Source organism: Bdellovibrio sp. BCCA (assembly GCF_037996825.1).
Classification (GTDB): Bacteria; Bdellovibrionota; Bdellovibrionia; order Bdellovibrionales; family Bdellovibrionaceae; genus Bdellovibrio.
On the sequence record NZ_JBBNAC010000002.1, the window covers coordinates 171,084 to 196,895 of the forward strand.

Below are 25,812 nucleotides of genomic sequence, written 5' to 3' on the forward strand. Positions count from 1 at the left end.
CTTACCCCCTATTTCTTCTTGTTCTAGACTTAGATTTAGCTTTCGAATTTTTTCTAGATTCTTCATATGTTTTCTTCTCATCATGATCTGCCTGCATCTTATCCAAAACGTGAGAAGCTAATTTCGACTTCTTATATTTTGTTTTAAGATCATCAAAAACATTTTCAGCCGTCGTTCCGGAAATCTTAATTTTAGAATCAAACTCATTTTGCAGTTTTTCAATTTTCTTCTCAACGATTTCACGATGAGTTTGTATTGAGATTCCACTCCAAGTTTCTTTCGTTTTATTTGCTAATTCCTGCGTTGGATTTACTGATATAGCTCCTAGTGTATCGTAGTCATTCAGGGCACCCGCAAAAGCAGTATCCTTAGCAACATTGAACGCAGATAAAGCACTCAACCCAGCGACTTTCGCAGCAGCGGTAGCCACTGATGCCAAGTTTTCTTTACGAAAGAAGTCTCCAATAGTTTTCTTATCAGATGCTTTATTAACATTCTCATGAATTTTCCTGTCGGCCTCTTTACGCTTCTGACGAATATTTTCCGCAATGTCTTCTGGGTTGTCAGTAACATCTTCCCATTCTGCATCGAGAATATCGTCAAATGGATCCACATGGCTTTCACGCTTCTCGCCTGAAAACCTGCTGTCATTGTTCTCTTCTTGACCAAAGGAGCTAAAATCTGATGAATTTGAGCCAAAACCACTAAAGTTAGCCTGTTCACGGTTCTGACCTTCCTTGCTTTTGGATTTACCATTTCTGGATTTTCGTCCAGACGAGGCAGATTCAGGACCACTCTTTGCTTTCGTTTTTTTACCTTTTTTAGTCCGCCCGCCCGCATTTCCAGTCTCGTGAATTTCTTCGAAATCCTCTTCAGCAAACTGTGCACGAGATTTAGAACCATCTTTACCTTTAAACGAAATTTTATCCTTCGTACCATGCCCTTTGCGATCTTTGCGTGTCTTTGGAGCCGCAGAGCCCATTGTAAAGTTAGGGGTGAAAATAGGAGATATTCCTAACTTCTCAGCAGGCAATCCAGCAGTTGGTCCACCTGCCAAAGGAGGAGTAACATCCTTTAAAGAAAGATCATTGGTTGGCTCAGCAGAACCACCTAATGTCGACAGTTTTCCAGCCAACAATGGTTTTGGTGCGTGATAGGCCGCCCCACCCCCAAGGCCAGCAAAGGACATACCTCCACCGCCCCCTCCCATTGGCCCACCGCCCCCACCACTAAATGAATTAGATGGGCCTTTGCCTCTGTTGTTTCTCCAGTTCGTGAATCCATTCTTCGCCATGTTCAGTATACTTCCAGCACCTGGCTTAAATGAATTCCAGAATCGCTGCATGGCATTCCCGGCAGCCATCCCCAAATAAGGAACAGCTCCAAGACCAGCACCAGCTGCTGCAACACCTACGGCCATCACACCATTAGACAATTGTTCCCCTAGGTTGTTTAGATATCCAAGATTCCCTGAAGTAATGGCTTGAGAGATTGCAGGGATCATCTTCAGTGAAATTGCGTAGAGAACGAGAATAGCCACAACCATACAAACTGCTTTCAAAACTACACTCGAAGTGTCCGGCCCACCGAGATAAGCGATAGAACGACCAATCGTGAGATCAACTGAAGCCAGCAGTGTCATCGTAAGCCCATTCACTAAATTCAATGCGAAGTTGAAAAGTGAAACGGTAGCAACTGTTCTGATCGAGGAAATGAAATTCCCTTGAAATCTAGGAGACAAAACTTGAAATGACGTAAACATGAAAATCAACAACGTCAATTGTGCGATGATTGTAAGGAAAATGTTGTTCATGAAAAGGAAAATCTGAAGGAGTACTTTGAAGATAAAATATACGACCTTAATAATCATTCCAATGTTAATGAACTTTGCTGCATAGTACTTCAACATAGCACCAATTTCGGTCATCCCAAAATCCGGGTCTTCCATTTCAGTCCCATAAAGTTCAGTCATATCGTCTGGAGCTCGATCATGTTCGTTATAGAATGCCTTTAGCTTTGTGAAGCATTCTTCAGTATTGCAACCATTTGAGAATGCAAGCACGTTAGTCTTCTTTTCGATCTTACTCGCAACAGCATCAATGCTGTCATCGTCCATGATTGGAAACATAACTTTCGCCAACGAGTCAGAGAATCTCTGAACTGAATAATAGAGGTCAACCTGAACATAAGTTCCGGCATCAGGGTGATTCGCTCCATGATTCAAAAAGCCTGCAAGGGAATTGGAATAAATTGGAGATAACCCCCAAACCATCAAGAGAACTATAACTCCAAGTCCGATCTTAAATGCATTAGGAAAGAATGCATCCGGATTGTCCAAATTGTGATACAGCTCGTACATGAAAGCCAGCATTACACCGCCAGCAATGATGATGGTAATTGAGCTACCAGCTGATACGAGATTCCGTACTGCAATAGGAATTTGACCCATGAGCTCAGCCATGAAGTCGAATGAGGCCGGAGCTTCCTGTGCAAAAGCTGGGAAGCCCATCATGGTCAATACGATAAAGGTTAAGAAAAGATAAAATCTATTCATCGTTCTTCTTTCCTGAATCAGGCTTAGGGAATGAAATTCCAGAAGCCGTATATTCATCGTTCTTACGGATAGAGTCGTTAACAGCCTGGTCCGCTACCTTCTTATTCTCCTGAGCTTGTGCTTCACGTTGCTCAACAATCGTGTTCTGTTTCACAAGCTCCTGCGCGATGATCTCATTGTACTGAACATTCACTTGCTCTTGCTGTAGAGACAAATATTGCATCTCAGCCATTTGAAGTTCCGCTGAACAAGCTACCTTTTCCTGCTTATATTCATCTTTTTCAGCGACAGTGATTGCTCTATTGATACCTCTGTGCTTTGAATCAAGAGTCCACTGTTTTGCCAGGTTGGTTTTATAACGAACTGTTGAAAGCCTTAGGTATTCAATAGTGTTCTCAAAAAGATTCTTCGCCTCCTGTTGAGTGAATTTCTTGCCTTCATAGCACATCAACTTTCTACGTTCGTATTCAGCTTCAGAATCCTTATCGTTCGGATCCAATCCTTGCGCGAGTGCATATGGAGAACAATCCGGAGATACTTTTACAAATTGAGCAGAGATCTGCTCTGGCGTTTTCCCGCGATTTGTCTCGAGTCTCCAGTGATTACTCACCCAAGATTTGTATGAGCTACGGTAAGATCGGATACGACCGAATTTCGCCGAGGATTCATCAACAACGCGATATTCGTAAACTGGTTTTTCGATAACTTCATCTTTCGTTACCGCATTACCTTCAGCATCCTTATCGCCAGTTTTTACCTTGTTGGTTTTCTTGGAGGTTGAAACTTGGCGCTGTTCATATCTGATACCTTCAATCAGAGCAGTATTCACAACCTTTAAGAAGGCTCGATATTCAGCGCCTGTCGCAAATGCCATAGCCGCAAGTCGTTCGAGTTGTCCCTTTGCAAAATCGTAGTCTTGTTTCAGTGTAGGGGCCTCTAAAACAAGTGGGGCGTAGTTTTCCTTATAAATTTGATCGTAATCAGGATTGTCTTTAGTATCCGGACAAGAAATCATATCCGCGATGATTGCGCGATCTTTTGCTGATGTTGCAAGAGTCTGAATCATCCGTTGCTGTTCTTCTCGCTCAGCAATATCAGCATCTTCTTTATCCCATCTTTTTTTCATGCGTCCGTACTTGGTCATGAAGTTGCCAATGCGGGCAGCATTGTCATGCATAGAAAGAGAACCCTCGCGGCGCTTACCAGTGCGAAGATCAAAATACGAATTGGAAAGTTTCATGACTTGTTTTGAAAACTCAAAGGCCCGGTCATGTTTCTTCTCAGTAATTTCATTAAGCAGATCAGCACCCATGTTGATTGCCGTTAGCGTGTCAGCTTGCGACAACTGAATGATGTAGTTACATGAGTCAACGATTGGAGATGTACGCATCGACATACCAGTAACGATTGCTGGTAAGCCAGCGACAGGCCACATACCAAATTGGAATGCATTAAGATATGACCCAATCTTTTTAGTATCACGGCAAAGACCAACTGATACCTCAAATGGACCAAGATCAAATGCATTCGCCTTCAGTGGAGCCATCGTGAAAATTGAGAGAGTCCAAGCGAAGACTAAAAATGCCGAAAATGTCGATTTTAATAGCGATTTTCTCATGCTATCTAAATGGGGCGGGGCTAGATTTGATCAAATCCACCAACCCCATCTCCCTTTAAATTTTTAGTTTCTCCGTTGCCAGGATATCCTTGAGGGACGGGACTGAAAGGCGCTCAGCCCAAATCATGAGCTCCCCGTCCTTCTTCGACAGGCTTCCAGTAACGATAAGTGGGTAAGAATACTTAGTATTTGCCACTACGCCATTTCTGTAGGTGTCGCTCTCACGATCTCGTTCCAACACGTCAGCCCCCACACCGATCTTCAGAGTTTGACCTGATTGTTCGACGGTAATGAAAGCCATATCGCGGCCTTGGTTTTTTCCCTGCTTTTTGACTTTTTTAATCATTGGAGCTTCTGTTACAAACCCAATGATTGTTACGAGATCTCGATCATCGCATTCATAAAGTTCGCGGAATCTCTTAACTGGAGCTCGCATGACACTTTCAATATGCGGAATTCTGTCGATCATGTAGAGGTGGTAGTCGCACGATGAGGTATTTAAGAGTCCAACTTGCCTCAATAACATCGAAATCTTCGGCATCTTGTTGATAACTTGAAGTTCATCCAAAGCTTTTTGAAGTGTTTTGGTCATCTTTCCTTTTTTGTCAGCAATTGTTACTCCCTCGACTTTTTCTTCCGGTGTGAGTGGCTCAACTCCATTTTTAATTGCGACATATTTCGAAATGAGATCCTTCCGGAAATCCATTACGTCCATGTCTTTAGGGGCCAAGCAATCAGCACCTCCAGCCAAAACAACACACTTAAAAGGCTTTAATCCGAGGTTCGCATCAGTAATTGAGCGAAGAGCAAAATCATCCGCATTTTTGTAAGGGGCATGTTTCTCAATATCCTTACCTTGAGATGCGACGAATTTAATTTCATTGAACGCCAGATACACTTTACCTTTGTGCGTGGCGTTTTCTTCAGCTTTTGATAAGTTCACATTTGGTGGCCTAATCACATCTTGCCAAGCTGGATAGAATCGTCTGAACTCTTCATCTTTTAAATGAGGGATCGAGCAAGAGATAAAGTCTTCACGGTAATAGTGATTCAAGTACTGCGTGATGTATGCGTTTAAGCCGTAGCTCATTGAGTGAGCCTTATTGAATCCGTAGCCACCGAATTTCAAAATATCTTCCCAGATCTTTGTTGCAAGGCTCTCGTCAATCTTTTGAGCCTTAACGCCCTTCATATACTTCTCTTTGTAGGAAGCCATGATGTCCGGATCCTTTTTGGAAACCGCCTTGATGAATTTTGCTATATCACCCTCATTTAGTTGGCCGATTTCACGCATAATTCCCATGATTTGCTCCTGATAAATCAGAAGACCATAGGACTCTTTAAGAATTGGCTCTAACTGCGGCAGGGCGTGCTTGACGTGAAGCTTTCCATTCATGACATCCATTAACATGTCATCCACGCCAGCACCCATAGGACCAGGACGGATTGTTGCAACCATTACCGAGGCGCTGTCAGGAGAGTTGAAGGCTTCGGGCTTTTTAATACGCACCATTGCCTTTTCGAATGTTGGAGTCTTAAATTGAAAAATTCCCTCGAGTGTCATCGCTGGAAGGGTAAACTTTCGCCACACATCTTGATCAAATAAATCAATCTTGTTTTTATCAAAGTCGATACCGCGATCACGTTTTAGCTTACGGCGAGTATCTCGAATGACTGATAAAGTTGAGAGACCGAGATAATCGTATTTAATAAGACCGCTGATTTCTACAGCCTTCATTTCTGGGCTCGTCACGTACATCTGATGGTCTTCACTCCATTCGCATGGACAAACCTCATAGATCGGGCGGTCAGGCGACATACACAGACCAGCGGCGTGAACACCACGGCTTACAGCCTGTCCAATCATATTATTGATTTCGTCATTGGCCTGAGGGTAAGACTCTAGGAAGGTTTTGATCTTAGTATCTTCAGCAACGATGCGCTCAAGGATGTCTTTCTGAGTGAGGAGCTTGACAGCATCTTCACCTTCTTCATCCATAACTTGTTTTGTAATAACCTTTTCCCAGCGCTGGATAGTGTCAGTGATATCGTTTACATAATCGAACGGAACTTCCGGATAGATCTGACGCATTACTGCCTTGATTGCACCAGCTACCTTAAAAGTTCCCTTGGTTCCAATCAGGCAAACGTGCTCAAGACCATAGGTCTTAACTTTGTAGTCTTTGATCTTATCGCGGCATGTGGTATCAAAGTCATTATCCGGTAGTGATCCGTACTTGATAGGAAAACGCTTCTTTGGTTTATCATTTGAAATTCCAAGTGCGTAAACGACGATCATTCCAGGAGTGTTTTCAACTGGATCTTTGATTTGAGACTTCACATCAAGAAAGTATTTCGCTTCCCACGGATTACATTCAAGATAGAACAATTCTCTTTCAAGATCTTCTGTTGAAAATTCATTGATTCGAGTTTGGTCAAGTGCCTTTACTAACTGATCGTAGTAAGGTTTGTATTCCATGAATTTCGTAATTCGTATATCCATCTTGGACCCCCGAAGTCACGAACACGCTCGATGAGTGAGCGAGTCCATACATGGGGTTAACTCCAAATAGTGGAATTCTAAGAATAAAATGTGATTAATTATGTCCGTTCTGAGAGGTATCTTTTTGAGATGACAGTTTTCCGAATCGAGTCTTAATTTTTGCTCTAACGATCTTTGCAAGCTTAAAATTAGTGAGAAGAAATAAGCAAAATATAGAACCCGCAAAAAAAATTGTTCGCGAAATTGCGAAGACAAAATAAAGAGACAGTGCCCAAATAAGCAGAACAGCCGCAGCGATCACTGCGACTCTCAAAATTACCGTTTTGGCTCTCTCTAATTCAAGGTTCTTCACTTAGCTACTTTCCAGTCAATGATTGTACATCGACTTGATTGAATTCTGATAACTTCGCGATCTTGTGGCATCTGACCTTCTTTGTTCGGAAACACCGCTTTATCACCACAACCACGAATATGAACCTTAAGTACTCCTTCATCACTCTTTACGACGGCAAGAGTATTGTATCCTTCATCTTTTGGAACCTCGAACTCATGCCGCTCTGGCTTTTTGATGTTGCTTGGAAAGAAGGCGTTAGCCTCCAGTGCGGTAATCAAAAGTACAGAAATGAAGATTAGTGATTTCATGCTAAACCCATCTGTTTCGGCTTTTGTTCTTTAAGTCGAATGATTTTGATGGCATTCTTCCAACCTTCCACATTGATATTCATCTTTGCTAAGACAGTATCTCTGAATGGGTTATGACCATTGAATACAAGGTCCCGAGTCATCTGATATTTTTCAGCCGCAAGCTTTCTGTCCTTTTTGCAAAGGTTCATGCAGATTTCACCAAGTTGATGAGCCACGTACAAATAAGGATCGTTTACTGCATCGTCTGGATGAATCATCGATTTGCGCTCTTCTTCAGTTGCAGCGTAATAACTCTCGCGGACCTTTTCGATCATCTTTTCAGGAACCTTAAATAGTTGTTTTTGCGTTTCCATATCAGTCCTCTCAGTCCTTTAACTACTAAGCAGCCATTTTCGCTTCTACTTTTTTCGCCTGTACCTTACCGAACGATACTACGGCCTCCTGGGCGACCTGTACTGTTGCCATATATTCTGCGACCAAGAAGTCTTCACCTTTTGCGATAGCGCTTTGAAGTTTGCGACGATCAACGAATACCACCTTGTTGTCCAAAGTGTGTCGAATTGAGTCAGCGAAAACTGATCTCTCTTCCCCGTTAACCTTGAATTTAACAACCATCGCTGCACCTTTGCGCATTTGCTTGGCTGTCTCAATATTGTACTCAACCATTGATTCAACGAACTCCGCAGCATCAACAGCGGAATTGTCGATGTATCGTGCCCTCGTGATGCAGGTTGGTCCCATTCCCATTTGTTTTGAGAATTCCTTTGAAAGCTTGCGATTACACATTGCACATTGGACATTGGAGGCGGCAGCCGATGGTGGTAAATGGTCATCAATCGTCATTTGCATTGGCGATTGACCTTCTTCCTTCGCTTCAGCACCACCATCAATTAGAGTCAGTTTTGGGGTCTCTTTTGAGCTTAAAGATTGAACACCCTCAAGAGGCTGAGTCATGCCTGCAAAGCTTGGTTGATAGGAATCATCAACAGCATTTGCATCAAGATAGTAATCAGCAAAGAAATTAGCTTTATCTGTGTTGATCTTCTCAAAGCTCTTTGGATATTTTTGTTTAAACAGCAATGCTAAAGACTGAATGGCCTCCATTTTAGATGGGTTCCCTCGAACAGCGTCAATAGCATTCCTTAACTCCCCTTCAAGGGCTAAAGGATGTTTAGGATCTTCAAAATCACCGGGTGTCGGCAAATCTTTGATCCTCTTTTCAAGCATTTCGAAGTTCAAACACTTTTTTACAAGTGCACCCTTTAGAGCCGCCTTGCTTGTGAACTTTTCGCGATAGAGCGTACCATTCCCAGTAACCTTCACCATATAGTGACCAGAAGGGTGGCAAGCGATCTCAACTGTTTCATTCGGGAATACATCGCGGAAAAACGGCACATTTCCGAAGGTACTAATATCCCGCGTCCACCCACGAAGACCTCTAGCAGTATGCATTCGCTCAGCACGAGTCAAAACAGTTTTCGCGGAAACCCTACTCTTTAGGTCCTTAGTAAGTTCCGCCATAACTTGATCGTACTCCAATTTCTTGTTCGGAGCTGTCGCCATCCTTGATCTAACCTTCTCAATCAACTCAAAGTTTTTTGAATCCTCATGAAAAATATTGCTCTCGATTGAATTTTTCATGCTCGAGAAATCTGGAGAACTCAACACATCCTTAATCATCTCAGGATTCGCGTCTGAAATAGCGTTAAGGCGTTGCTCTTCATCTGGTGACACTTCATGCACATCAATAATCGTCTCGTAATTAAAGCGTCGAACTGCGGTGTCTTTGAATTTCCCCTTGTTCTTGTTAAAAATATCGTCATCGTCAACGGCTGCAATCATCATCTTCTCATTATCATTCATGAGAACTTTGATATTCCTACGCTTCATTCCTGATGATTTAGAGAATGTTGTGACGGAATATACTTTTCCTTCTTCAAAGGCAGCAATATCCGGTGAAGGGTCGGTGATTTTCTTTCCATTAGATAGCAATGGATAAAGATGATGACCAATCTTTCGACTCATTAAAATATCTGGCAACGATCTATGTGCACCTTTTCCCTCGAACTCAAAACCAAGTGCTTTCGCTACAGCTGATTGAGCTACAGAGCTTTTTCCGCCTTTCGTTTTTTCTGTGGTGATAATTCCGGCTTTTACGGCATTGTCTGAGATCTTCATAAGTTCGACGTGGGTTTTTGTAACGTAATCACCAAGTCTCTTTCCTTGACGAGCAAAGGCCACGGCAAGAAACCCAGTATCAAACGACACTTTTTGCCCTGCAATGCGAGGTTTTACGCCGTTAACGGTATGCTTTTCAAAGAGATCAATATACTTTTGGACCATCTGGGCTTCAGTAATAGAAGCTTCAGCGTAAGCTTTCGAAAATGGATTAATACCGTTGATCTCAAGTGCTTTTGGACTTGGAGTAACGCCATCTTTAAGTTTAACGTACCCTTCAACCGTTTCAATAAGATCACCATTTTCATCATCAACGGCAGCAGCAAATTCCAGGGCCTGGTCATCAGCCTTATTTGTTCCCGTGGTTTCTAAGTCTGTCCAAATTAACCTTCCCATATTCCTCCCAAACTTCGTCCACCCATAAATAGGGCTGACGTGGATTTTCAGTAAATCCGCCGTTCTAGAACGTGCAATCAACGCCGTAATATGAACACAGAGTTTTAATCCTGATCTTTGATTGCTTTTTGGCGGATTTGTTCCACCAATCCCAAATATTGAACAAACGAAGGGTCTTTTCTTTCATTTGTGTTCTGGCTCCTCGGCCAGCTCGCTGAATTGCCCTGATCGAGCTTTTTCCCCATGATCCAAGATAGACTGTATCGATACCAGGAACGTCTACGGCGATTCCAAAAGACATCGTTCCCACAACAATATATGGTGTTTCTGAAGTCGCGATCTTCTTAAGCTCCGCCATCTTTTGTTTCAAAGATAGCTCGCCCGAAATGAAAAACACTGGGATATCGGTTCGCATATCCAAAAAATGTTTTAAGCAATAGCTTTTATCCTCATCATCGTCTTTGCCGCGATACTGTCCGATTTCATCAATTGCAATGAACACCATGTGACCCTCGGTCGCATCACGATATGCCCATTCAACGATCATTTTGTTACGATCACGATTACGAATGATCCCCTCATCAATAATTGTTCGAGGATCTCGTGAATTCATTAGGCGTTCACTGATGGTAACCGTTTTGCCACCAACATTAATATCCCTCTTGATGTAGAACTTTTCTGGCGCTGGAGAATTGAGGGATTGAAGTGAAACTTTTGCATGAATTCCTTTCTCAATAGCCTCATCAATTGGGAACTCGTAAATCATTTTATTATTAAAGAGCGCGTTTAGGATGCGATCTTCCTGAGCTTGATCACGCCAGTTTGTGGCACTTAAGCCGTACAGGTACGTTGGGTTTGACGCAAGAATAAGATTTCTTGTTAACTTTGCGTATGCACCATGAGATTCATCAATAATCAAAAGATTAATTTTTTCGATATACCAATAAGGAAGATTTGGAATTGAAGCTGCACAAATAATATGAATTGGTTTTTCCCAATTCTTTTCGACAAATCTTTCTAACTGACGCTCTCGAGCCTTATCAATGGACCATTTCCTGTGTTCAGGAGTTCCCTTCTTAGGTTTATCTTTCTTTTGCTGCTTCTTTTGCAGCCAGATTTCATAACTCGAAAGTTCTGGTTGCTCCTCTGTCTGGTCTTCACTTACGGCAGTACTTCGCCTTTTTAGTTCACGACCCACTTCAGGAGGTCTTTGCGGAACATCAATGGAAACATTTTTCTTCCCAAAACAGGAGCTAAGCTCTTCATAAGCGTTCATTTGGGCTAATTCAGTTGGTGTAATAATTAGGGTTGTGGTCTGCTTTTGATTTACGATCAAAGATGTTATGAAAGTTTTTCCACTCCCTGTTGGGGATGATACTTTACCGACCGGAAATTCATCAGTTCCGGCCTCTATATTCTCCTGGTGTTCCATGGCCACTTTGTCGGTGGTCATCATAAGCTTTCGATAGTCAATACGCTCTGTACGAGCGTTAATAACTTCCGTTTCAATTTTAAACTTGCGCTTCATGCGCTCTCGAAAGTGATCCACCATACCCAGTGGGATGCATCTCTTATGAATATAAGAAAGATAGATTATTTCTTGCCTATGATTTTTGTAGGAAATTCTGGCGCAATTATAGACAGATTCCGTATGCTCCGTTTCAAAAAGAAGCTCCGCTTTTGAATTCTTAAGGAGAATTTTAACGGGTTTTTCCACGGCAGCGCCTCTAACAGAGGGGATCCGCCCTCGAATTAACGAGGGCGGAAAGGGGTTAAACTACTTCTTCTTTCCTTTTTTTGGTGTCGATTCTTCAGTTTCATCTGAAGGTTCATTATTCTCCTCAGGATCGGACTTGCTACCTGTTTCGGCCAGAAGTGCGCCGACACCTTTTTTCGCAAGCAATTCAGCACGAAGTGATTCCATGTAGTGAGGATTCTCTTTCAAGAATTTCTTCGCTTGATCACGCCCTTGACCCATACGTTCACCGTTAATTGAGAACCAAGCGCCCGATTTCTCAACGAGGTTCGCTGTCACAGCCAAGTCAAGCACATCGCCTTCTGCTGAGATACCTTCACCATACATCAAATCAAACTCAACTTTCGCAAACGGGGGAGCCATTTTGTTCTTAACAACTTTGACGGAAGTACGATTTCCAGTTACCTCTTCACCGTTTTTGATCGCGCCAACGCGGCGCACATCCAAACGAACTGAAGAGTAGAATTTCAATGCGTTACCACCCGTTGTAGTTTCTGGGTTACCAAACATCACACCAATTTTCATACGAATTTGATTGATGAAAATGACCAGCGTTTTTGATTGATTGATTGCAGCTGTAAGCTTTCGGAGAGCTTGAGACATCAAACGAGCTTGCAGACCTACATGAGAATCACCCATGTCTCCTTCGATCTCTGCACGAGGAACCAACGCCGCTACGGAGTCGACAACTAGTACGTCAATCGCGCCAGAGCGAACAAGTGTTTCAGTGATTTCCAAAGCTTGTTCACCTGTGTCTGGTTGAGAGATCAAAAGATCTTCTGTGTTCACACCCAATTTACGAGCGTAGTTAACATCCAATGCATGTTCCGCATCGACGAAAGCAACAACGCCGCCTTTTTTCTGAGCTTGAGCAATAACAGACAAGCAAAGAGTTGTTTTACCAGAAGACTCTGGTCCGTAGATTTCTACGATACGACCTTTTGGAAGGCCACCGATTCCTAATCCAATATCAAGACTTAATGAACCAGTACTTACTGCCTCAGCAGTATGTAAGACCTCTGTGTTCGCCAGTCGCATAATAGAACCTTTACCGAACTGCTTTTCGATATTGGATACTGCGAGTTCAAGCGCCTTCATTTTTTCGTTGTTTGCTTTATCAGTGTTTGGATTTGCCATCCTAATACCCCTTTTGGTTTTTGTTAATATTCCAATACCTACTTTACCATGTTTCCCATGTTTACCAAGCTATAACCAGGTACGGTCTCAAATTAGGAAATTGTTACATCCACTCAAACTCAAGCTGGACTGGCAAATCCGTAGCTACGACAAATCGATTTGCCCTGAGCCACTGCTCTTTACCAAGATCGTTGATTACAACCACTCGAAGAGCTTCCGGCTGAACACCCTCCACCTTGTAAACTGTGCCTGCCGAAACATGCTCCAGGGCATCCAGGCACTTTACATGGCTTCCGACCGTGATTTCCTTATCGTTTTTATCAAGGACCTTCATGAATCCCTCCATGTGGTCTTAGCCAACATAAAGGGATTTTTGGAAATGAATTCTATAGCATTGGACGGTTGTTAAGACTCTCCAAAAGACTTTTCATAGTGGATTCATCTTCTTTTAAATACCACTCGTACTTTTCAATGAATCTCATCATTTCTTCAAGTCGACTAATGTGTTCTCGAAGTTCATTAAGAGCAGGAACCGAGAAAACTGCTGCATCACGCAAAGACTCTGTAAGCTTAGGGAAACCCATTTCTCTAAGAAACGTATCGGCCTCTCCTGTCCTGAATAGACCTTCACTGATTTTAAGTATGAGTTTCGCCGAGTTAAGCATTCGCAAGATTGTAGCCGACTCTTTTGTTGCAGCATCTTTTACAATGTTTGCCTTTACTAAATGTTCTTCATATAGATTCGCACGGTCCCGAAGTGACTTTTCCATCAGGGTTAACGTATCCACAGGCACTCTCTTATCCTGTATAGTGCTGAAAAAGTCTTCTTGATTATCTAGGAATTTCTTGATCTGAATGTTGATCGTAACGATTTTTGCATGATCAAACTGTGCCTTTTTCATTATGCAACCTTCCTTTCAGTGATTTTCTGCCAAGTCCATCTGGCAATTTCTTCCGATTCTTTGATCGTTGGCCTGTAAACTGCCGATTCCAGATCAGGTGAAACAGTTTTTAACTTCTTTAATTCATCATCTGATAACGCTGATTCAACACTCACACCGATAAACTCGTATTTAGTCTCACGGTTGTTTTGAGACTTTCTTGAAAAAATGGCAGCACGACCTTTTTCTGGACAGAAAATATCAAGACCTTCCGACATGGAATTAGCAAGAACCGATTTAGCATTTGATTCGACTCCTAGGAGCGCTCTCTGTGCAAACCAATCAAGTTCAAGTATTTTGAAAAGGCCAGTTTTCGCAAAAAGAAGGTAGTAGTAGCGTTTCTTAACTTTGTACTTGTCTGAGCCATGCTCTTTTTGAAATGCAGCACTCATCTTGCAAAGAGAACAATTCGGGCCAGCGCATTCATAGAGAGTGATGGCATTAGTATTTGGAATATAGAATCCGTTGTGGACTCTTTTATGAACAAACGGTGATGCTGTTTTCACGCCACGAGGATAAACAAGGCGAAGCAGGTATTCCTGATCTTGCGTGAGACGTACAATTTCGTACTTCTCAAACTCTGCTTTCATGGCAATTAAAACGTCGTTCAAACTCATTATCACACCATTCAAAAATGAAAAAAGCTCCCCATCAAATCAGGGGAGCTCTACAAGAAAAACTAGAACGGAATTTCGTCGTTAGAATCGAAGCTTGGTTCTGGACCGAAATCCTGGAAACCGTATTCGCTCTCTCCTCCGCCTCCGGACTGCTGAGATTCGCCATCACTAGACCCACCCGCAGACGAAGATTTACCAGCCGAACCCAAGAACTTAACACTCACTGCAACAACTTCAGTTGCATAGCGCTTTTGTCCTTGTTGATCCTGCCAAGAACGCGTTACAAGTTTACCTTCAATGTAAACCTGGCGTCCTTTTGCGAGGTGCTTTCCACAGATCTCAGCCATTTTTCCCCAAACTGAGATGCGGTGCCATTCAGTCTTTTCCTGACGCTGCCCCTCCTTCATCCAAGTTTCACTTGTGGCAAGGTTCAATCGTGCGACCATATTGCCATTTCCGAGAGCTTTAACTTCCGGATCAGCCCCTAGTCTTCCCACCAAAATCACTTTGTTCACACTGCTCATAATCTCTCCTTTAATAACTCAGTTTAATTAAGTTAGACTTACTATACCATGTTTACCATGTTTTGCATATTTCCCATGATAACCTCGTTTCAATTTGGGAAACTTTTACCCACTTTCATTTGGGCTCGTATGAAAAAACGTAACTACTCCCCGCTGAATGTACGCGAAGATATCCATTAATCAGATTTAGAATTTCACCCCACTGAAGGTCATGATCAATCGCCAATTCTTCAATAATTGGAGCAAAAAGTTTCCTGAGTTTAGAGGCTTTCCTTTTATCAATCTGCCCTTTGAGAGTGAACACAGGCGACTTTCCTGACGAAGTATAAACTTCTCGGTTTTTCTTGTATTTTCCCTTTAAAATCGAATGCGCCACATATAGTGCAGTAGGGTACTCCTGGACATTAAGAGTATCTTGAATCGCGTCTTCAATGTCGTGCATGATTACTCCTGTTTTTCTCATGCAACATCATCCTCAAAAAGATCGTCCATTCCACCCAGAAAGGAATCAATCTCACCATTTAAAACCTCAGTCGTGTCAGTTTCTGGTTTGGTATTGGCTTGTTGGGAATCAGCGGAGCTAAACATTAGCTCCGCTTTAGGATCCACTTTGTGAGAAATCTTACCTAATGCATCCGCCAGTCCAATAGTGGGATAGTCAAACAGCGACTCTTCCGCGACTGCCAGAAATTCCCGATACTCTTTGACTGTTGGAAGAAATGGTTCAGGCTTCAAATTGAGGTCTCTACGGGGAGTAATGAGCTCCATATTCAACGCAAGCCTGTCAATTTCCTCATCTTTTATTTTCAGGTCGACATTGCTTTTTAGGTATTCTGTAAACTGAGTTCGAACGCTTGTCAGTTTATCGGTGCCACTAATAAATGCAATGATCGCATCTTTAACAAGTTCTTTGCGAATGCGCTTACGAATCGGGGGTATATTGTCAGAGCTGTCGCCACAAACATACTTTTCAAGAATTGTTAGAAGTGCCGTAGTTGTGTCACCTTCGACAAACTCAAAACTTTGAGGATTGATCACTCGTGTATTTTTAGAAATCATTGCCTTAAGATCTGAGTCAGTAGTCGCAATAATTTTTTGCTTATCTCGCAGCTGTGTACACAATGTTGCAATGATGTCGTCAGCTTCTTCTCCTTGGACTTTGTATCGCAATGCCTTGAAGAATCTGAGAGCGGGAAGCATTACCTCTTTAGGATCCTCATCGCCCTTTTTGCGCTTTCCTTTATACTCTCTATAAATAAGAAGCTTCCTGGTGGGCGTGGAATCTACTACGAAACAGATCGCGAACACATCACCGAATCGAACGAACGAACGAATAATCCCTAAACAGATATCGATGAAACGACCTTCTTGATTGGAAGGGGCTGAATAGTATGCCTGATAAGCGATAGCGCTATAGTCTATCAGAATAATTTTCTCTGCTTCATTTAAGTCCGTAGTTATTCTCATGCCAGCCCCTATTTAATAGGCGGCTTTGGGAAGCCTTTAATTTCCGTATTGACCGTATACGCGCGTTCCGGCGATAAGAAGCGGCGGGGATCCAGATTCCACTTAACAGGGTCAACAGAAGTGATATCCAGTCCGTAATTGATCATGCAAGCAGCTGCTGAACCACGACCAGTTGGAGTTTCTTCAATTGGACCATATTCATCACAAACATTGATGACGTTGTTGATAACGTCTGCAATTGGGAGATAGTAGCCGATCAGCTTGACGACACCATTTCTCTGGTTAGTAAAAATGTCATATTCAAGTCGGACAACGAACTGTTCGTCATCGAAATTGATCTTTCCTTTCTCGAGAATGATCAAGAGAGTTAGCGTTAACTCTTCATCCTTAGGGCACACATCGTTAATGATGTGGCCTAAATATCGGTCCTTAAATTTCTTTCCGAGAAGGGTCAACTTTTCTCGCAATTCAGCATTCTTCCATGCGCTGAAATTTTCTTTCGGCACTCGCGGAATGATTGGCTTGAAATCAAATTTGATGTTCTGACATTTCTTGGCCAGGTGTTCCGTGTTAGCCATAAGTTGGGCAACCTGATCTTCACTTAATCCAGTGGTTTTTAGTGCATATTCGAAGATTTGATCCTTACTCTTAAAGCTGTGGGATTCATAAAATCGAACAGTGCCACCAGTGGCATTTTGCGCAATAACGTCTTGAGTAAATTTAAAACGATCTTCCGGGATATAAATAGGAGTTGAAAGATAGGCAGTTACTCCATGTTTTTTGGCTAATTCGAACATTCTTTGATTAACTTTGAGTTGCTTATTGAAACCGTCGTCGACGAACTCTTCGAGTTCTTTACTCCAGCGCTGAGATGTATCCTGAGCAACAATTTCGACATAAAAGTCTTCTTTAAAGGATTCCTTGAACCGTAGAAAAATAGACTCTTCCTCCCCGGTTTCTTCAAGAATATGTTTACCAAAGATAGACATAAGGCATCCCGTACTACAAACCAAGTCACTGGGATCCGCGAGAAGTTCTGTCATATCAATTCGTGCTTTGTAGTACTTGTATTCCTCGCGACCGCCGATGGCTATAAGACGAGAGAGTTTAGAATATCCCGCCTGGTTCTTAGCGAACAACATAAGGCGTGTGTACCTGTTCTCAGAATCTTGATGTCTTTTATTTTCAGCAAGATAGATGTTTGAGCCAAGAATGTATCCAATATCAGTGTTCAAACCTTTACTTTTGAGGTCTTCAAGGTCTGTGATTGCCATGATGTGAGCGGCAAGAGTCATGTTATCTGTGATTGCGAACGCGTTGTGGGAGTGCTTTACCGCAGCTTTAATGATGTCTTTCGGGTATCCAATACCAACACCAATGGAAAACGTCGTGTAGGTCCTTAGGTTCGCGTAATATGGAATTTCTCTAGCCATGACTACCCTGCCATTTTACGTTTACGGCGAGCAGCTTCTTTACTGCACGCCGGGCCTTGAAACGAGAGTATTCCGGATCCACTTTCTCTTCTCAATTCACCAACCAACTGGTTGCCAATAGGAAGAACGACAAAAGAAAAATCGCCATCAACACGCACTTTTCTCATAGGAACCCTCTCTTAGGCTCTCGAATGGTTAAGTAACAAAGACGGAATTTAAGAACTCTTTTTGACGAAGTTGTTATAACTGTATGGATTATCTTCTTTCGGAACAGTTTCTTTCTGGGAAGCAGACTCTGGAGATGGCTCGCACTTTAGAAAATTCTCATATTTAAACATTTCAGCATTATTTACAGTCTGGGACTTACTTAAAAAGCCGCACACATTTCTCTTGGGGGTTGGATCCGTATTGATTTCGACAATTGCTCCACCAATAGTTCTGCGAGTTTTAACGGCCTTCTTTTGGCGTTTGACTTCAAGTTGTTTAAGGCGTTTTTGCTTGTCTTGATATCTTTGCTTCTCTCTCAACAGCAGCTCCTTAATTACCAATTCAGTTTATCTCTAAATACCATCTTTACCACCTTTTTATGTAATATTCATGGTAATCAAGACAACCCATCGAAATCATTCGAGTACGCCCGTTTCACCTTGAGAACTCATAATTAGACTCGCCCCATTGATACTTTTAGGAGCTACGATGAGCCTTTTTTCTAAGATCAAAGCAAAATTCGATTCGATGTTTATTCCGCATCAAGACGTTGTCGACGTGAGCCTATTGAGCTTTCTAAAAGCATGGGCAAACGGATTATTCGATAAAAAGATTTTTCTCGGCTACAACGTCGATACCGGAGAGTTCTGGGTTGAAAATATGAAAGACAATCCTCACGTACTAATCGTGGGCAGCACAGGTACTGGTAAATCTGGTTCAGGGTCTACAATCGTGGCGCTATGGACTCTCATTAACGCACACAGAACAGTAATCATCTTAAACGACGTTAAGAAAGGTGCAGATGACTACAAAGGCATAAAACACCTTCCCAATGTTTATGAGGCAACTCAAACAGCAGGTGCAAGGCTTGGTGTACCACCGGAAGAGATGATCAGAAGGGGTATCGACTTAGCTTTTGCCGAAATTGAGCATAGACAAAATAAATTCAACGAACGTGGCGCCAACGACATTGATTCATATGAAGCCATCACTGGGGAGGAAGTTTCCAGAATCCTTTTAGTATACGAGGAATTCCACGCAATTCCGGAAAAGGTTTTGAACTTTTCAAAAGAATATCAAATTCCTCATACCCCAGCAGCCAAATTCTTCGATATCATGCGTATCGGACGTTCCGCTGGCGTCTATGTTGTGGCGATTTCTCAGTCGGCATTGAAGTCTGACTTCCCTCCTGAAATCGTCTCCAACTTTATGAATAGGATCTTTTTTAAGGTTCGTGCTTCTGAGTCGACGTACATATTTCAAGATCTTCGTGCTGCCATTTTAAACTCGAACATTAAGGGTCGTGGCGAATCTGCCAATCATCCAGTTCATGTACCTTATATGGACTCAACAAAACAAGGTGAGCTGATTCGCTATTATGTTGATGACACTCTCGGATGTACGGCTAAAAACTTTTTCTTAACTCATGAAATCATCGAAAAGTACCTTGGTGGTGAATCACCTAAAGACCTTTATAAGATCAGAAAAAAGAAAGAGATTGCCGAGTCTATTTCAAATTTGGACGGTCAGGCAGTAATCTCAGTACTACATGAATTCATGGGTCATGAATTTGAAGAAGTCGATCCAAACAAAAATATTCAAAGCTACTGTGGCCTCGGAATTGACGAGCAAAGCAGACGTTTTGCGGTATCTTATTGCAATTTCAAGCTGAAACACAAACACGTCGACGCTATGAGAGATGCAGTAAAAGAATTGAAGCTGTCGTATGGGATTATTTACTGTACGGAAGAGACCGTAAGTTCATCGGTTCTTTCTCACGCACTAAGAGATGAAAAAAGTAAGGTCAAGATTCTCGATGCAGGTGACATCGTAAAGATTGCAACCTTGATTGACAATGGCGAATCTGGAAAAGCTTCCGATTTAATCGATTCTATTGCCAATAAGAATGAGAAAGAACGCGAAGAAGATGAAGATCCATTTTATGATGAAGAAGAAAATGGTTTCTTTGGGTATCAGAGCGAACCACCTCAGCGGACAAAGTCAGTTAAGGAAAAGATCGAAACTGGATTCAATCCAAACTTTGAGGTAAAGGTTGGAGAGATCAAGAAAACAACTAAGCGAGGAGTAACTTCTACAAAAGAATTGTCGGATCATATCAATGAGAACACGGTTGTTGATCACGATAAGAAAAAGATAGTTGTTAAAAAGAAGGAATCGCAAACTGAACTGACGAGCGATGACTTCAACAAGTCTTTGCGAAGATCCAGCAAGAAAATCATTACCGAACGACAGAAGAGAGCTGACAAAGATCCTAATAGCCATGGACAGATCCGTACTGAAGATATCGAAGAGTTTCTAAAGGACTTTGGAAATGATTAAAACGGGGGCTAAGCCCCCTTTTGGCCGCCGAAGATGCTGCTGAGAATGTGTCTTTTCTCAACCTTTTCAAAAATTATCACCCTTGATTGAGTGCCTTCTTTACGAACGATTTCAACAACCCCTTCTTCATTTAATCGCTCGAGATTTAAATTCACTGTATTTCGTGGAATATCCAGAGTTGTTTCTATGGTTTTAGAAAAAAACTCAACGCGTGGCTGTCCATTATTCAAATAGGCATGAAGAACACGCGCTAACGGGGTGAGATTTCTATTAAATAGTACCTCAAGAGAAATGTAACGCCTTGTTTCGTCATAATTTGGAGCGTACTTTACTTTCAAAATAGGGCTCCATGTGCGCTTTCCAAGATATTCAAACCCCTTAACCTTTTCGATCAAACCCTTGAGCTTGAGACTCTTTAGTGTGCTCGTAAAAAGACGATCAGAAAGGCCCATCTTTATAACAGCGTCGATATTTGGCTGTGGAACAACGATCAAGAAAAGAACAACAAGACGTTCGTTATTATCAAGATTCTTTAAACATTCACAATCAAAAGCTGCCATGTTGGCTATTAGATTTGGCTGACTCATTGCGCACCCACAATGATACTAATACCCGAAGAAAGATAACTTCCGCCACGATATAGATGCCCAACCTCCATGGAAAGACCTAGAGATAGCGCCCCCATTTTCAGTGTCACAATTCTTCCTCGAAGCGCTACGGAGGGGTGAAAATCACCGTCTCCGCGTTCCTCTTTCAGGTAAGTAACTCCACCACGAATGTCAATTCTAGGTTCAAATGGCATTTCCCAATCCGGACCATATGCATAACCAAAAGAATAGTTGGTTAAACTCCTTTCTGTCGTTGGGAGACTGGCATACGTCACTTGAGATAGAAAGGAGTGTCTTTCAAGACGCTGCTCATTCAATAGAGAAAACTGGGTGGAGGACTTTTCTTCACCACTGAACTCAGCTACGGATATGCCGACTGAATTTTCACTCCATTTCGCAATGAGGTTCTTTGCAATCGCAGTGCTTCCCGAAAACAAGAAGACCAGAATCATAAGACATCTTTTCATAAATACCTCTGTGTGAGCTTTCGTTCAACACAACTCATTAATGTCAAAATGCCGACTTTCTGGTAAAAAATCTTTCCTTTCTCAAAACAATACGCTTCTTTACCGATTTTTTGCTTTTTGCGTACTACCATGTTTACCATGATAACCATGTTACCATTGGTAGTGTAACAACCAGGCCCCAAGATGGGTCGTTTTTGAATCGTTACAGGATGTGAAGAGATGAGCAGACGTAAGCAGAAGTACCTCACCCCAGACCAAGTGATCGATTATATCTATGAGCACAAGGCTGACTATAATTGGGTCAACAAAAAGGTTGCAGCTTTTAATCACAAACGCTTGGACGATTATATCTCAGAGTTTATTATCGGATATCTGAGTGCTTCAAAGAGTAAGCAAATCAAATTCGCTTCCACAGAAGATCTGGGCAAGTATCTGACTCAGTCCATGGTAAATCGGGTCAAGACAGCATACAGGGGCGTTGCTCGTCACAAAAAATTTACAGACCAGTCGCTGCAAATTACTCATCACCAAAAGATTTTGGACATGATTGTCTTCAAATCAGGCTTTGATGTCATCGAAGAACTTGTCGATCTAGCTGTGATCGCTAAAAAAACCTGGAGACCAGCAGTTGCTGAAGAAAATCTAAAGGTGATCATGACAATTCCTGATACAAAGGATCCAAAGGAATTAGAGATATGGTACGAAAAAAGAAAGGCCTTGATTATTCGACTTTACAAAACGTATCGAAAGAAATTCAAACAGAAGAAAGAATCAAAATTTGTTAACCCAGCAGCTGCTGTCGGCATTATAGAAGGATATATCGAATCAGGATCAATTCGATATCCTCAAAAAAAGAATGGTAAAACAAAACAGATCGCTAAGCACGATATCTCGTTTGATTCTTTGATGCATCTTTCGGAAATGGCAGAAAGCCAAGCAGAGAAAATCAGAATGAAATTGAATGAATCCGGCTTCTTTAAACGCCTCACAAGCGGGGGAATTGTTACAGGCAAGGAACGCGTCGAGCTGGAGAGAAAAAACAAGCTCAATGAATTGGTCTCTATTTCAAGAAAAGCCAAAAGCCTCGTGTCCGAAAAAGGTATGACTTTTGAAGAGTTTGATTCTGGATTAGTTAAAAAATTCATCGACCTTTCAAACGATCTGAATTTACATATTGAAACTGTCGATGTTGCCGAGGTTGCTTAACTAGGCAGGATCCTCCAGCTCAATTGTCTCGATAAGAGCGATAATTTCAAGAATCGGGCAAAGAGACAGTTTCTTAAAAAGCTTTCTGATTTCAGGGAGAGTATCACTCTCCCTTCTTCTTTCCACTGACTCTAAGTACAGCTGATATATAGCCTCCGCATACCGCGACTGATTATCGAGAAACTTGTCACAAAAAACCTCGAGTTCATCTGTTCGCCCGGCTTGCCCTAGCATATCTTGAAAGGCTTTTACAAAACGGTCTCCTGGAACGCGATCATAATAGTATAAGAACGCAGCGATGTGTGAGCTTACAATTCTCATTGCAAGTTTTGCCATCTTATCACCCTTGGTTTTGTTCTCAATTATGTTCCACGCTAAGTCAAAGGATCTATCATATTCCTCTTGGTGAAGTTTTTCACTTCGTTGGAAAGACTCAAGCTCCTTCATAGAATCAAATGACATAATGTGCTTCATGTGTTCCTCAATTGTCTTTTCTGTGTTTGACCAAACTCGTTAGCGATAGCTTTTGAAGCATGGCAGCTTCCCATGCCAATCAAGTATTCCTTATTGAATACCAACATCCACATTAAAATTAAAGTCGCTTCGTCAACCGTATCAATTGGATCGTCGTCAAGTATACCTTGGCTAAGCTCGGAATATCGTCCGGTGATATTTTCAAAGTCCTTCAGTGGGCCCCCAGAAGATAAGAAGGCGTAGGTCCTTTGTGTCCCTTCGTAATCCCGATATACATAAACACCGGAGTAAAGAGGGGCTCTTTTGCAATATCCCAATAGATCAAACTTTACGCCATTTGATTCGCAGTATTCGATAGCGGAAGAGAAATGAACCTGAATTTTTTGAACCCTGTGACTCAATTCCAAAGAACGATAGAATGCTATTTTGTACTTTTTTGTTAAAAGGCTTCGCAAGGCCACCAAATCCTTCTTAGCTTCCGCCTTCTCTCGTTTACTGCCGGACTCAAGCGACATTTGATAGGCTGTAAAAGCTAATCGTACTTCGTTTAGCGGAAGTTTCTTAAAAATGGGAAAAGATGTTTGTGCCTTAGACATCACGCGCTCTCTAACATTTTTCCTAATGCTAATGTCAGATCTTGTGTTTTAATGATTTCCTCATAGGTTTTGGGATCCAGGTCATGAGGTGTGGCACCGTTCACCTTAACCACTCTTCTTAACGCATCATTCAGGCATGTCTGAATGAATCTAAGATCATTTCTTAACTCTGCTTCAATTCGTGCCTGCTTCTCTGGATCAATCTTTTTCTTAGATTTCTTTGCCGCTGGTGAATGTTCCAGGATAGTCGTACTCTTTACGGATCTCTTCTTGAAATCCACGAAGATTGTGGTGTGTTTTGCTGTTGAATGTGATTCAGCCATTTTATTTGTTCCTAAGTCTTTGTCTCAGGCTATGTCGTCGATTCCTTTCTGACATTGCCAAGTTAGTTTTAAAAAGTGTGAAGTCAATCAGGCTCACTAAACCCTCTTTAACCCCTGATCTGTAGATTGCTCCGAAAGGATTATTATGACCAAGAAAGTTCACGATGTGAGATTGGAAAGAGTGTTGAAATTCCGGCTCCATCATTCTTTGGAGAAGGGATTCCTCAACAAAAAGAATTGCTGGAATTAGGTAGGTAACGAATTCTCCGGAATCAGATGGATTGTTAACCTCATCACCAGGAAGGTAAAGAAAATCTCCGGCACGGAACATCTCACCAGTAAATTCATCGTAAGTTGGGTTTAAAAGTCTCGCTACGTGCACCCATCCACTTAGAGGGTACTTAATCCTTCTGTCGCGGAATTCTTCAAGGAGTTCGTCTTCCTTCTGAGCGAAGTATCTTTTTATATTAAAAACATTTTTTCTAAAAATTATGTGAGCATCATATCCCGTAGGACTCAACATGCGTGCGATCCCGCCAAAAATGTACATCAAGTTCTCGTCCGGGATTTGTGGCGCAAGAGTTTCAAAGTCTACCGTCAATCCCTCTCGCGGGATGGTAATAGTCAGGTAGCATTCAATATTTGCCACGCGTCTGTGGTTCAACTCGCCTTGGTTCATGATCGCTTAGCTGATAAAGGTCACTTTCGAGGAGAGAAAAATTCACAGAGGCGAAATTATTCAATCAGGCGGGATTATTAACGAAAAACTGTCTCATTCTTCGACACTTTCGTCTCAGATTGAAAATTTGTAATGCTCAATTATCATATTTACCACATTAAATAGCGGTATACCATGTTTCTCATTGATAAACATGGTATCTTCATGATACGCTGAGCATATGAATTTGAATCACCCAAATCGGAGGTGAAGTATGCAACGACTAATTTCTATGATCCTAGGACCCATTTTCTTATTAATTCTCTCATATTGGGCGATCCAGGCATCGTCAGCATTTGCTCTTCGCGATATCCTAGCGTTGTCAAAGGCTAACGCCAATGGCGCATTGTGGTCCATTGCGACGGCATATTTCATCGTCTTACCGATGCATGAAGCTCTGAAGGTTTTATTTAATGCTTACTTGGGAAAATACTTCGGTAAGAAAACTTTTGGTTTCACAAATCTGATCATCGCAATCATTGGACTTTCCTTAACCTGGGCGGTTGCGAAATATATCGGCGTTGGCCCTATGGTAGCAACAGCGATGGTATTCACCACAGCCCTTGCCTCATTAACACTCGGAATGAGTGATATCGTCATTTTAAACCTAATCCCTAAAGTAATTTCTTGGACAATCACAAATTCTCGCCTAAATGGCGCCAGGAAGGCCTTGCTTGAGAAATGCGAAGGGATTATTGGTGAACGCCAGGCAAAGTATGACAACGTCGCTAAGGGCGTTGCTCTTGAGCGTCTGGCAGCGGACCTGTATCGCAGCATGGGCAATAAGGTTTATGAGCAGAAAGACCTGAAGGACATTCTTCCACGATTTGGCGATCAGGGCTTGGATCTCGTAATTGAAAAAGACAATAAGCACTATATCATTCAGTGCAAAAACTTTAAGAAACCCATTACTAACAAACAGGTTCAAGAGCTTTGCGGAGCCATGCAATACTACAAAAGGAACTTCAATATTGTTGGTGGTGTGTTGATCACGACCTCGACCTTTAAGAAATCGGCAACTGATCTTGCTGAACAAGCTGGTATTCAGTTGGTCGATATGCAATCGTTCAGCGCAATGCTGAGACGATATAATGTGGCATAGAA

General features: G+C 42.0%; 26 protein-coding genes. 3 read left to right on the forward strand and 23 right to left on the reverse strand.

From position 1 onward, the window contains the following. Position 1: 1 nt before the first annotated feature. The 17 genes from AAAA78_RS19480 to AAAA78_RS19560 all read right to left on the reverse strand — a co-directional run bounded on the left by AAAA78_RS19480 (position 2) and on the right by AAAA78_RS19560 (position 18,296). Entirely contained in the window at positions 2-2,554 is a 2,553-nt protein-coding gene (locus AAAA78_RS19480) for a hypothetical protein (protein WP_340593937.1), read from the reverse strand. Then, positions 2,547-4,100: a hypothetical protein gene (locus AAAA78_RS19485; protein ID WP_340593938.1), complete on the reverse strand. Its 1,554-nt coding sequence runs from the start codon at positions 4,098-4,100 to the stop codon at positions 2,547-2,549. The genes AAAA78_RS19480 and AAAA78_RS19485 overlap by 8 nt, the downstream gene beginning before the upstream one ends. 127 nt (positions 4,101-4,227) lie before the next feature. Continuing rightward, entirely contained in the window at positions 4,228-6,651 is a 2,424-nt protein-coding gene (locus AAAA78_RS19490; RefSeq protein WP_340593939.1) for a hypothetical protein, read from the reverse strand. Positions 6,652-7,023: 372 nt separating this feature from the next. Next, entirely contained in the window at positions 7,024-7,317 is a 294-nt protein-coding gene (locus AAAA78_RS19495) for a hypothetical protein (protein WP_340593940.1), read from the reverse strand. Then, complete coding sequence (locus AAAA78_RS19500) at positions 7,314-7,673, reverse strand: hypothetical protein (RefSeq protein ID WP_340593941.1); 360 nt, start codon at positions 7,671-7,673, stop codon at positions 7,314-7,316. The genes AAAA78_RS19495 and AAAA78_RS19500 overlap by 4 nt, the downstream gene beginning before the upstream one ends. Positions 7,674-7,698: 25 nt before the next feature. Then, positions 7,699-9,894 (reverse strand): exonuclease domain-containing protein, encoded by a 2,196-nt coding sequence (locus AAAA78_RS19505; RefSeq protein ID WP_340593942.1) that lies wholly within the window; start codon positions 9,892-9,894, stop codon positions 7,699-7,701. A gap of 64 nt (positions 9,895-9,958) precedes the next feature. Beyond that, positions 9,959-11,611 carry a DEAD/DEAH box helicase gene (locus tag AAAA78_RS19510; RefSeq protein WP_340593943.1) on the reverse strand — a complete coding sequence of 551 codons (1,653 nt, stop codon included), beginning with the start codon at positions 11,609-11,611 and terminating at the stop codon, positions 9,959-9,961. 60 nt (positions 11,612-11,671) lie between these two features. After that, positions 11,672-12,787, reverse strand: coding sequence for a recombinase RecA (gene recA / locus AAAA78_RS19515; protein ID WP_340593944.1), 1,116 nt, complete (start codon positions 12,785-12,787; stop codon positions 11,672-11,674). Between the two features lie 103 nt (positions 12,788-12,890). Further along, positions 12,891-13,121 (reverse strand): hypothetical protein, encoded by a 231-nt coding sequence (locus AAAA78_RS19520; protein WP_340593945.1) that lies wholly within the window; start codon positions 13,119-13,121, stop codon positions 12,891-12,893. Positions 13,122-13,173: 52 nt separating this feature from the next. Continuing rightward, positions 13,174-13,689 carry a hypothetical protein gene (locus tag AAAA78_RS19525; protein WP_340593946.1) on the reverse strand — a complete coding sequence of 172 codons (516 nt, stop codon included), beginning with the start codon at positions 13,687-13,689 and terminating at the stop codon, positions 13,174-13,176. Beyond that, positions 13,689-14,318, reverse strand: coding sequence for a hypothetical protein (locus AAAA78_RS19530; protein ID WP_340593947.1), 630 nt, complete (start codon positions 14,316-14,318; stop codon positions 13,689-13,691). Before AAAA78_RS19530 ends, AAAA78_RS19525 begins: the two co-directional genes overlap by 1 nt. A gap of 89 nt (positions 14,319-14,407) precedes the next feature. Further along, positions 14,408-14,869 (reverse strand): single-stranded DNA-binding protein, encoded by a 462-nt coding sequence (locus tag AAAA78_RS19535; RefSeq protein WP_340593948.1) that lies wholly within the window; start codon positions 14,867-14,869, stop codon positions 14,408-14,410. A 115-nt stretch (positions 14,870-14,984) separates the two neighbouring features. After that, complete coding sequence (locus AAAA78_RS19540) at positions 14,985-15,332, reverse strand: hypothetical protein (RefSeq protein WP_340593949.1); 348 nt, start codon at positions 15,330-15,332, stop codon at positions 14,985-14,987. Then, positions 15,329-16,336, reverse strand: coding sequence for a hypothetical protein (locus AAAA78_RS19545; RefSeq protein WP_340593950.1), 1,008 nt, complete (start codon positions 16,334-16,336; stop codon positions 15,329-15,331). The genes AAAA78_RS19540 and AAAA78_RS19545 overlap by 4 nt, the downstream gene beginning before the upstream one ends. Before the next feature lie 8 nt (positions 16,337-16,344). After that, a complete protein-coding gene (locus AAAA78_RS19550) occupies positions 16,345-17,769 on the reverse strand; it encodes a PHP domain-containing protein (RefSeq protein ID WP_340593951.1) in 1,425 nt (474 codons plus the stop codon). A 2-nt stretch (positions 17,770-17,771) separates the two neighbouring features. Then, positions 17,772-17,936, reverse strand: a complete 165-nt coding sequence (locus AAAA78_RS19555) for a hypothetical protein (RefSeq protein ID WP_340593952.1) — start codon at positions 17,934-17,936, stop codon at positions 17,772-17,774. A gap of 48 nt (positions 17,937-17,984) precedes the next feature. Beyond that, positions 17,985-18,296, reverse strand: a complete 312-nt coding sequence (locus AAAA78_RS19560) for a hypothetical protein (protein WP_340593953.1) — start codon at positions 18,294-18,296, stop codon at positions 17,985-17,987. Positions 18,297-18,465: 169 nt separating this feature from the next. On the opposite strand from AAAA78_RS19560, the gene AAAA78_RS19565 reads away from it, so the two are divergent. Continuing rightward, positions 18,466-20,316 carry an FtsK/SpoIIIE domain-containing protein gene (locus tag AAAA78_RS19565; protein WP_340593954.1) on the forward strand — a complete coding sequence of 617 codons (1,851 nt, stop codon included), beginning with the start codon at positions 18,466-18,468 and terminating at the stop codon, positions 20,314-20,316. 8 nt (positions 20,317-20,324) lie between these two features. Here AAAA78_RS19565 and AAAA78_RS19570 read toward each other — a convergent pair whose 3' ends face one another. Together AAAA78_RS19570 and AAAA78_RS19575 are read right to left on the reverse strand one after the other, a co-directional pair. Next, positions 20,325-20,876: a hypothetical protein gene (locus tag AAAA78_RS19570; RefSeq protein ID WP_340593955.1), complete on the reverse strand. Its 552-nt coding sequence runs from the start codon at positions 20,874-20,876 to the stop codon at positions 20,325-20,327. Between the two features lie 23 nt (positions 20,877-20,899). After that, positions 20,900-21,391: a hypothetical protein gene (locus AAAA78_RS19575; RefSeq protein ID WP_340593956.1), complete on the reverse strand. Its 492-nt coding sequence runs from the start codon at positions 21,389-21,391 to the stop codon at positions 20,900-20,902. Between the two features lie 219 nt (positions 21,392-21,610). On the opposite strand from AAAA78_RS19575, the gene AAAA78_RS19580 reads away from it, so the two are divergent. Beyond that, positions 21,611-22,597 carry a hypothetical protein gene (locus AAAA78_RS19580; protein ID WP_340593957.1) on the forward strand — a complete coding sequence of 329 codons (987 nt, stop codon included), beginning with the start codon at positions 21,611-21,613 and terminating at the stop codon, positions 22,595-22,597. Here the strand turns inward: AAAA78_RS19580 and AAAA78_RS19585 are convergent, their stop codons facing one another. From AAAA78_RS19585 to AAAA78_RS19600, 4 genes are read right to left on the reverse strand one after another with little or no spacing between them, the layout of a single operon-like run. Next, positions 22,598-23,071, reverse strand: a complete 474-nt coding sequence (locus AAAA78_RS19585) for a hypothetical protein (RefSeq protein WP_340593958.1) — start codon at positions 23,069-23,071, stop codon at positions 22,598-22,600. It lies immediately after the preceding gene. Continuing rightward, positions 23,068-23,667 carry a hypothetical protein gene (locus tag AAAA78_RS19590; protein WP_340593959.1) on the reverse strand — a complete coding sequence of 200 codons (600 nt, stop codon included), beginning with the start codon at positions 23,665-23,667 and terminating at the stop codon, positions 23,068-23,070. The genes AAAA78_RS19585 and AAAA78_RS19590 overlap by 4 nt, the downstream gene beginning before the upstream one ends. Beyond that, positions 23,667-23,990: a hypothetical protein gene (locus AAAA78_RS19595; RefSeq protein WP_340593960.1), complete on the reverse strand. Its 324-nt coding sequence runs from the start codon at positions 23,988-23,990 to the stop codon at positions 23,667-23,669. Before AAAA78_RS19595 ends, AAAA78_RS19590 begins: the two co-directional genes overlap by 1 nt. 1 nt (position 23,991) lies before the next feature. Further along, complete coding sequence (locus tag AAAA78_RS19600) at positions 23,992-24,639, reverse strand: hypothetical protein (protein ID WP_340593961.1); 648 nt, start codon at positions 24,637-24,639, stop codon at positions 23,992-23,994. A gap of 283 nt (positions 24,640-24,922) precedes the next feature. Between AAAA78_RS19600 and AAAA78_RS19605 the strand changes: the two genes are divergently transcribed. After that, the gene (locus AAAA78_RS19605; protein ID WP_340593962.1) at positions 24,923-25,810 is read left to right on the forward strand and encodes a restriction endonuclease; all 888 of its coding nucleotides are present in this window, start codon (positions 24,923-24,925) and stop codon (positions 25,808-25,810) included. Positions 25,811-25,812: the final 2 nt, after the last annotated feature.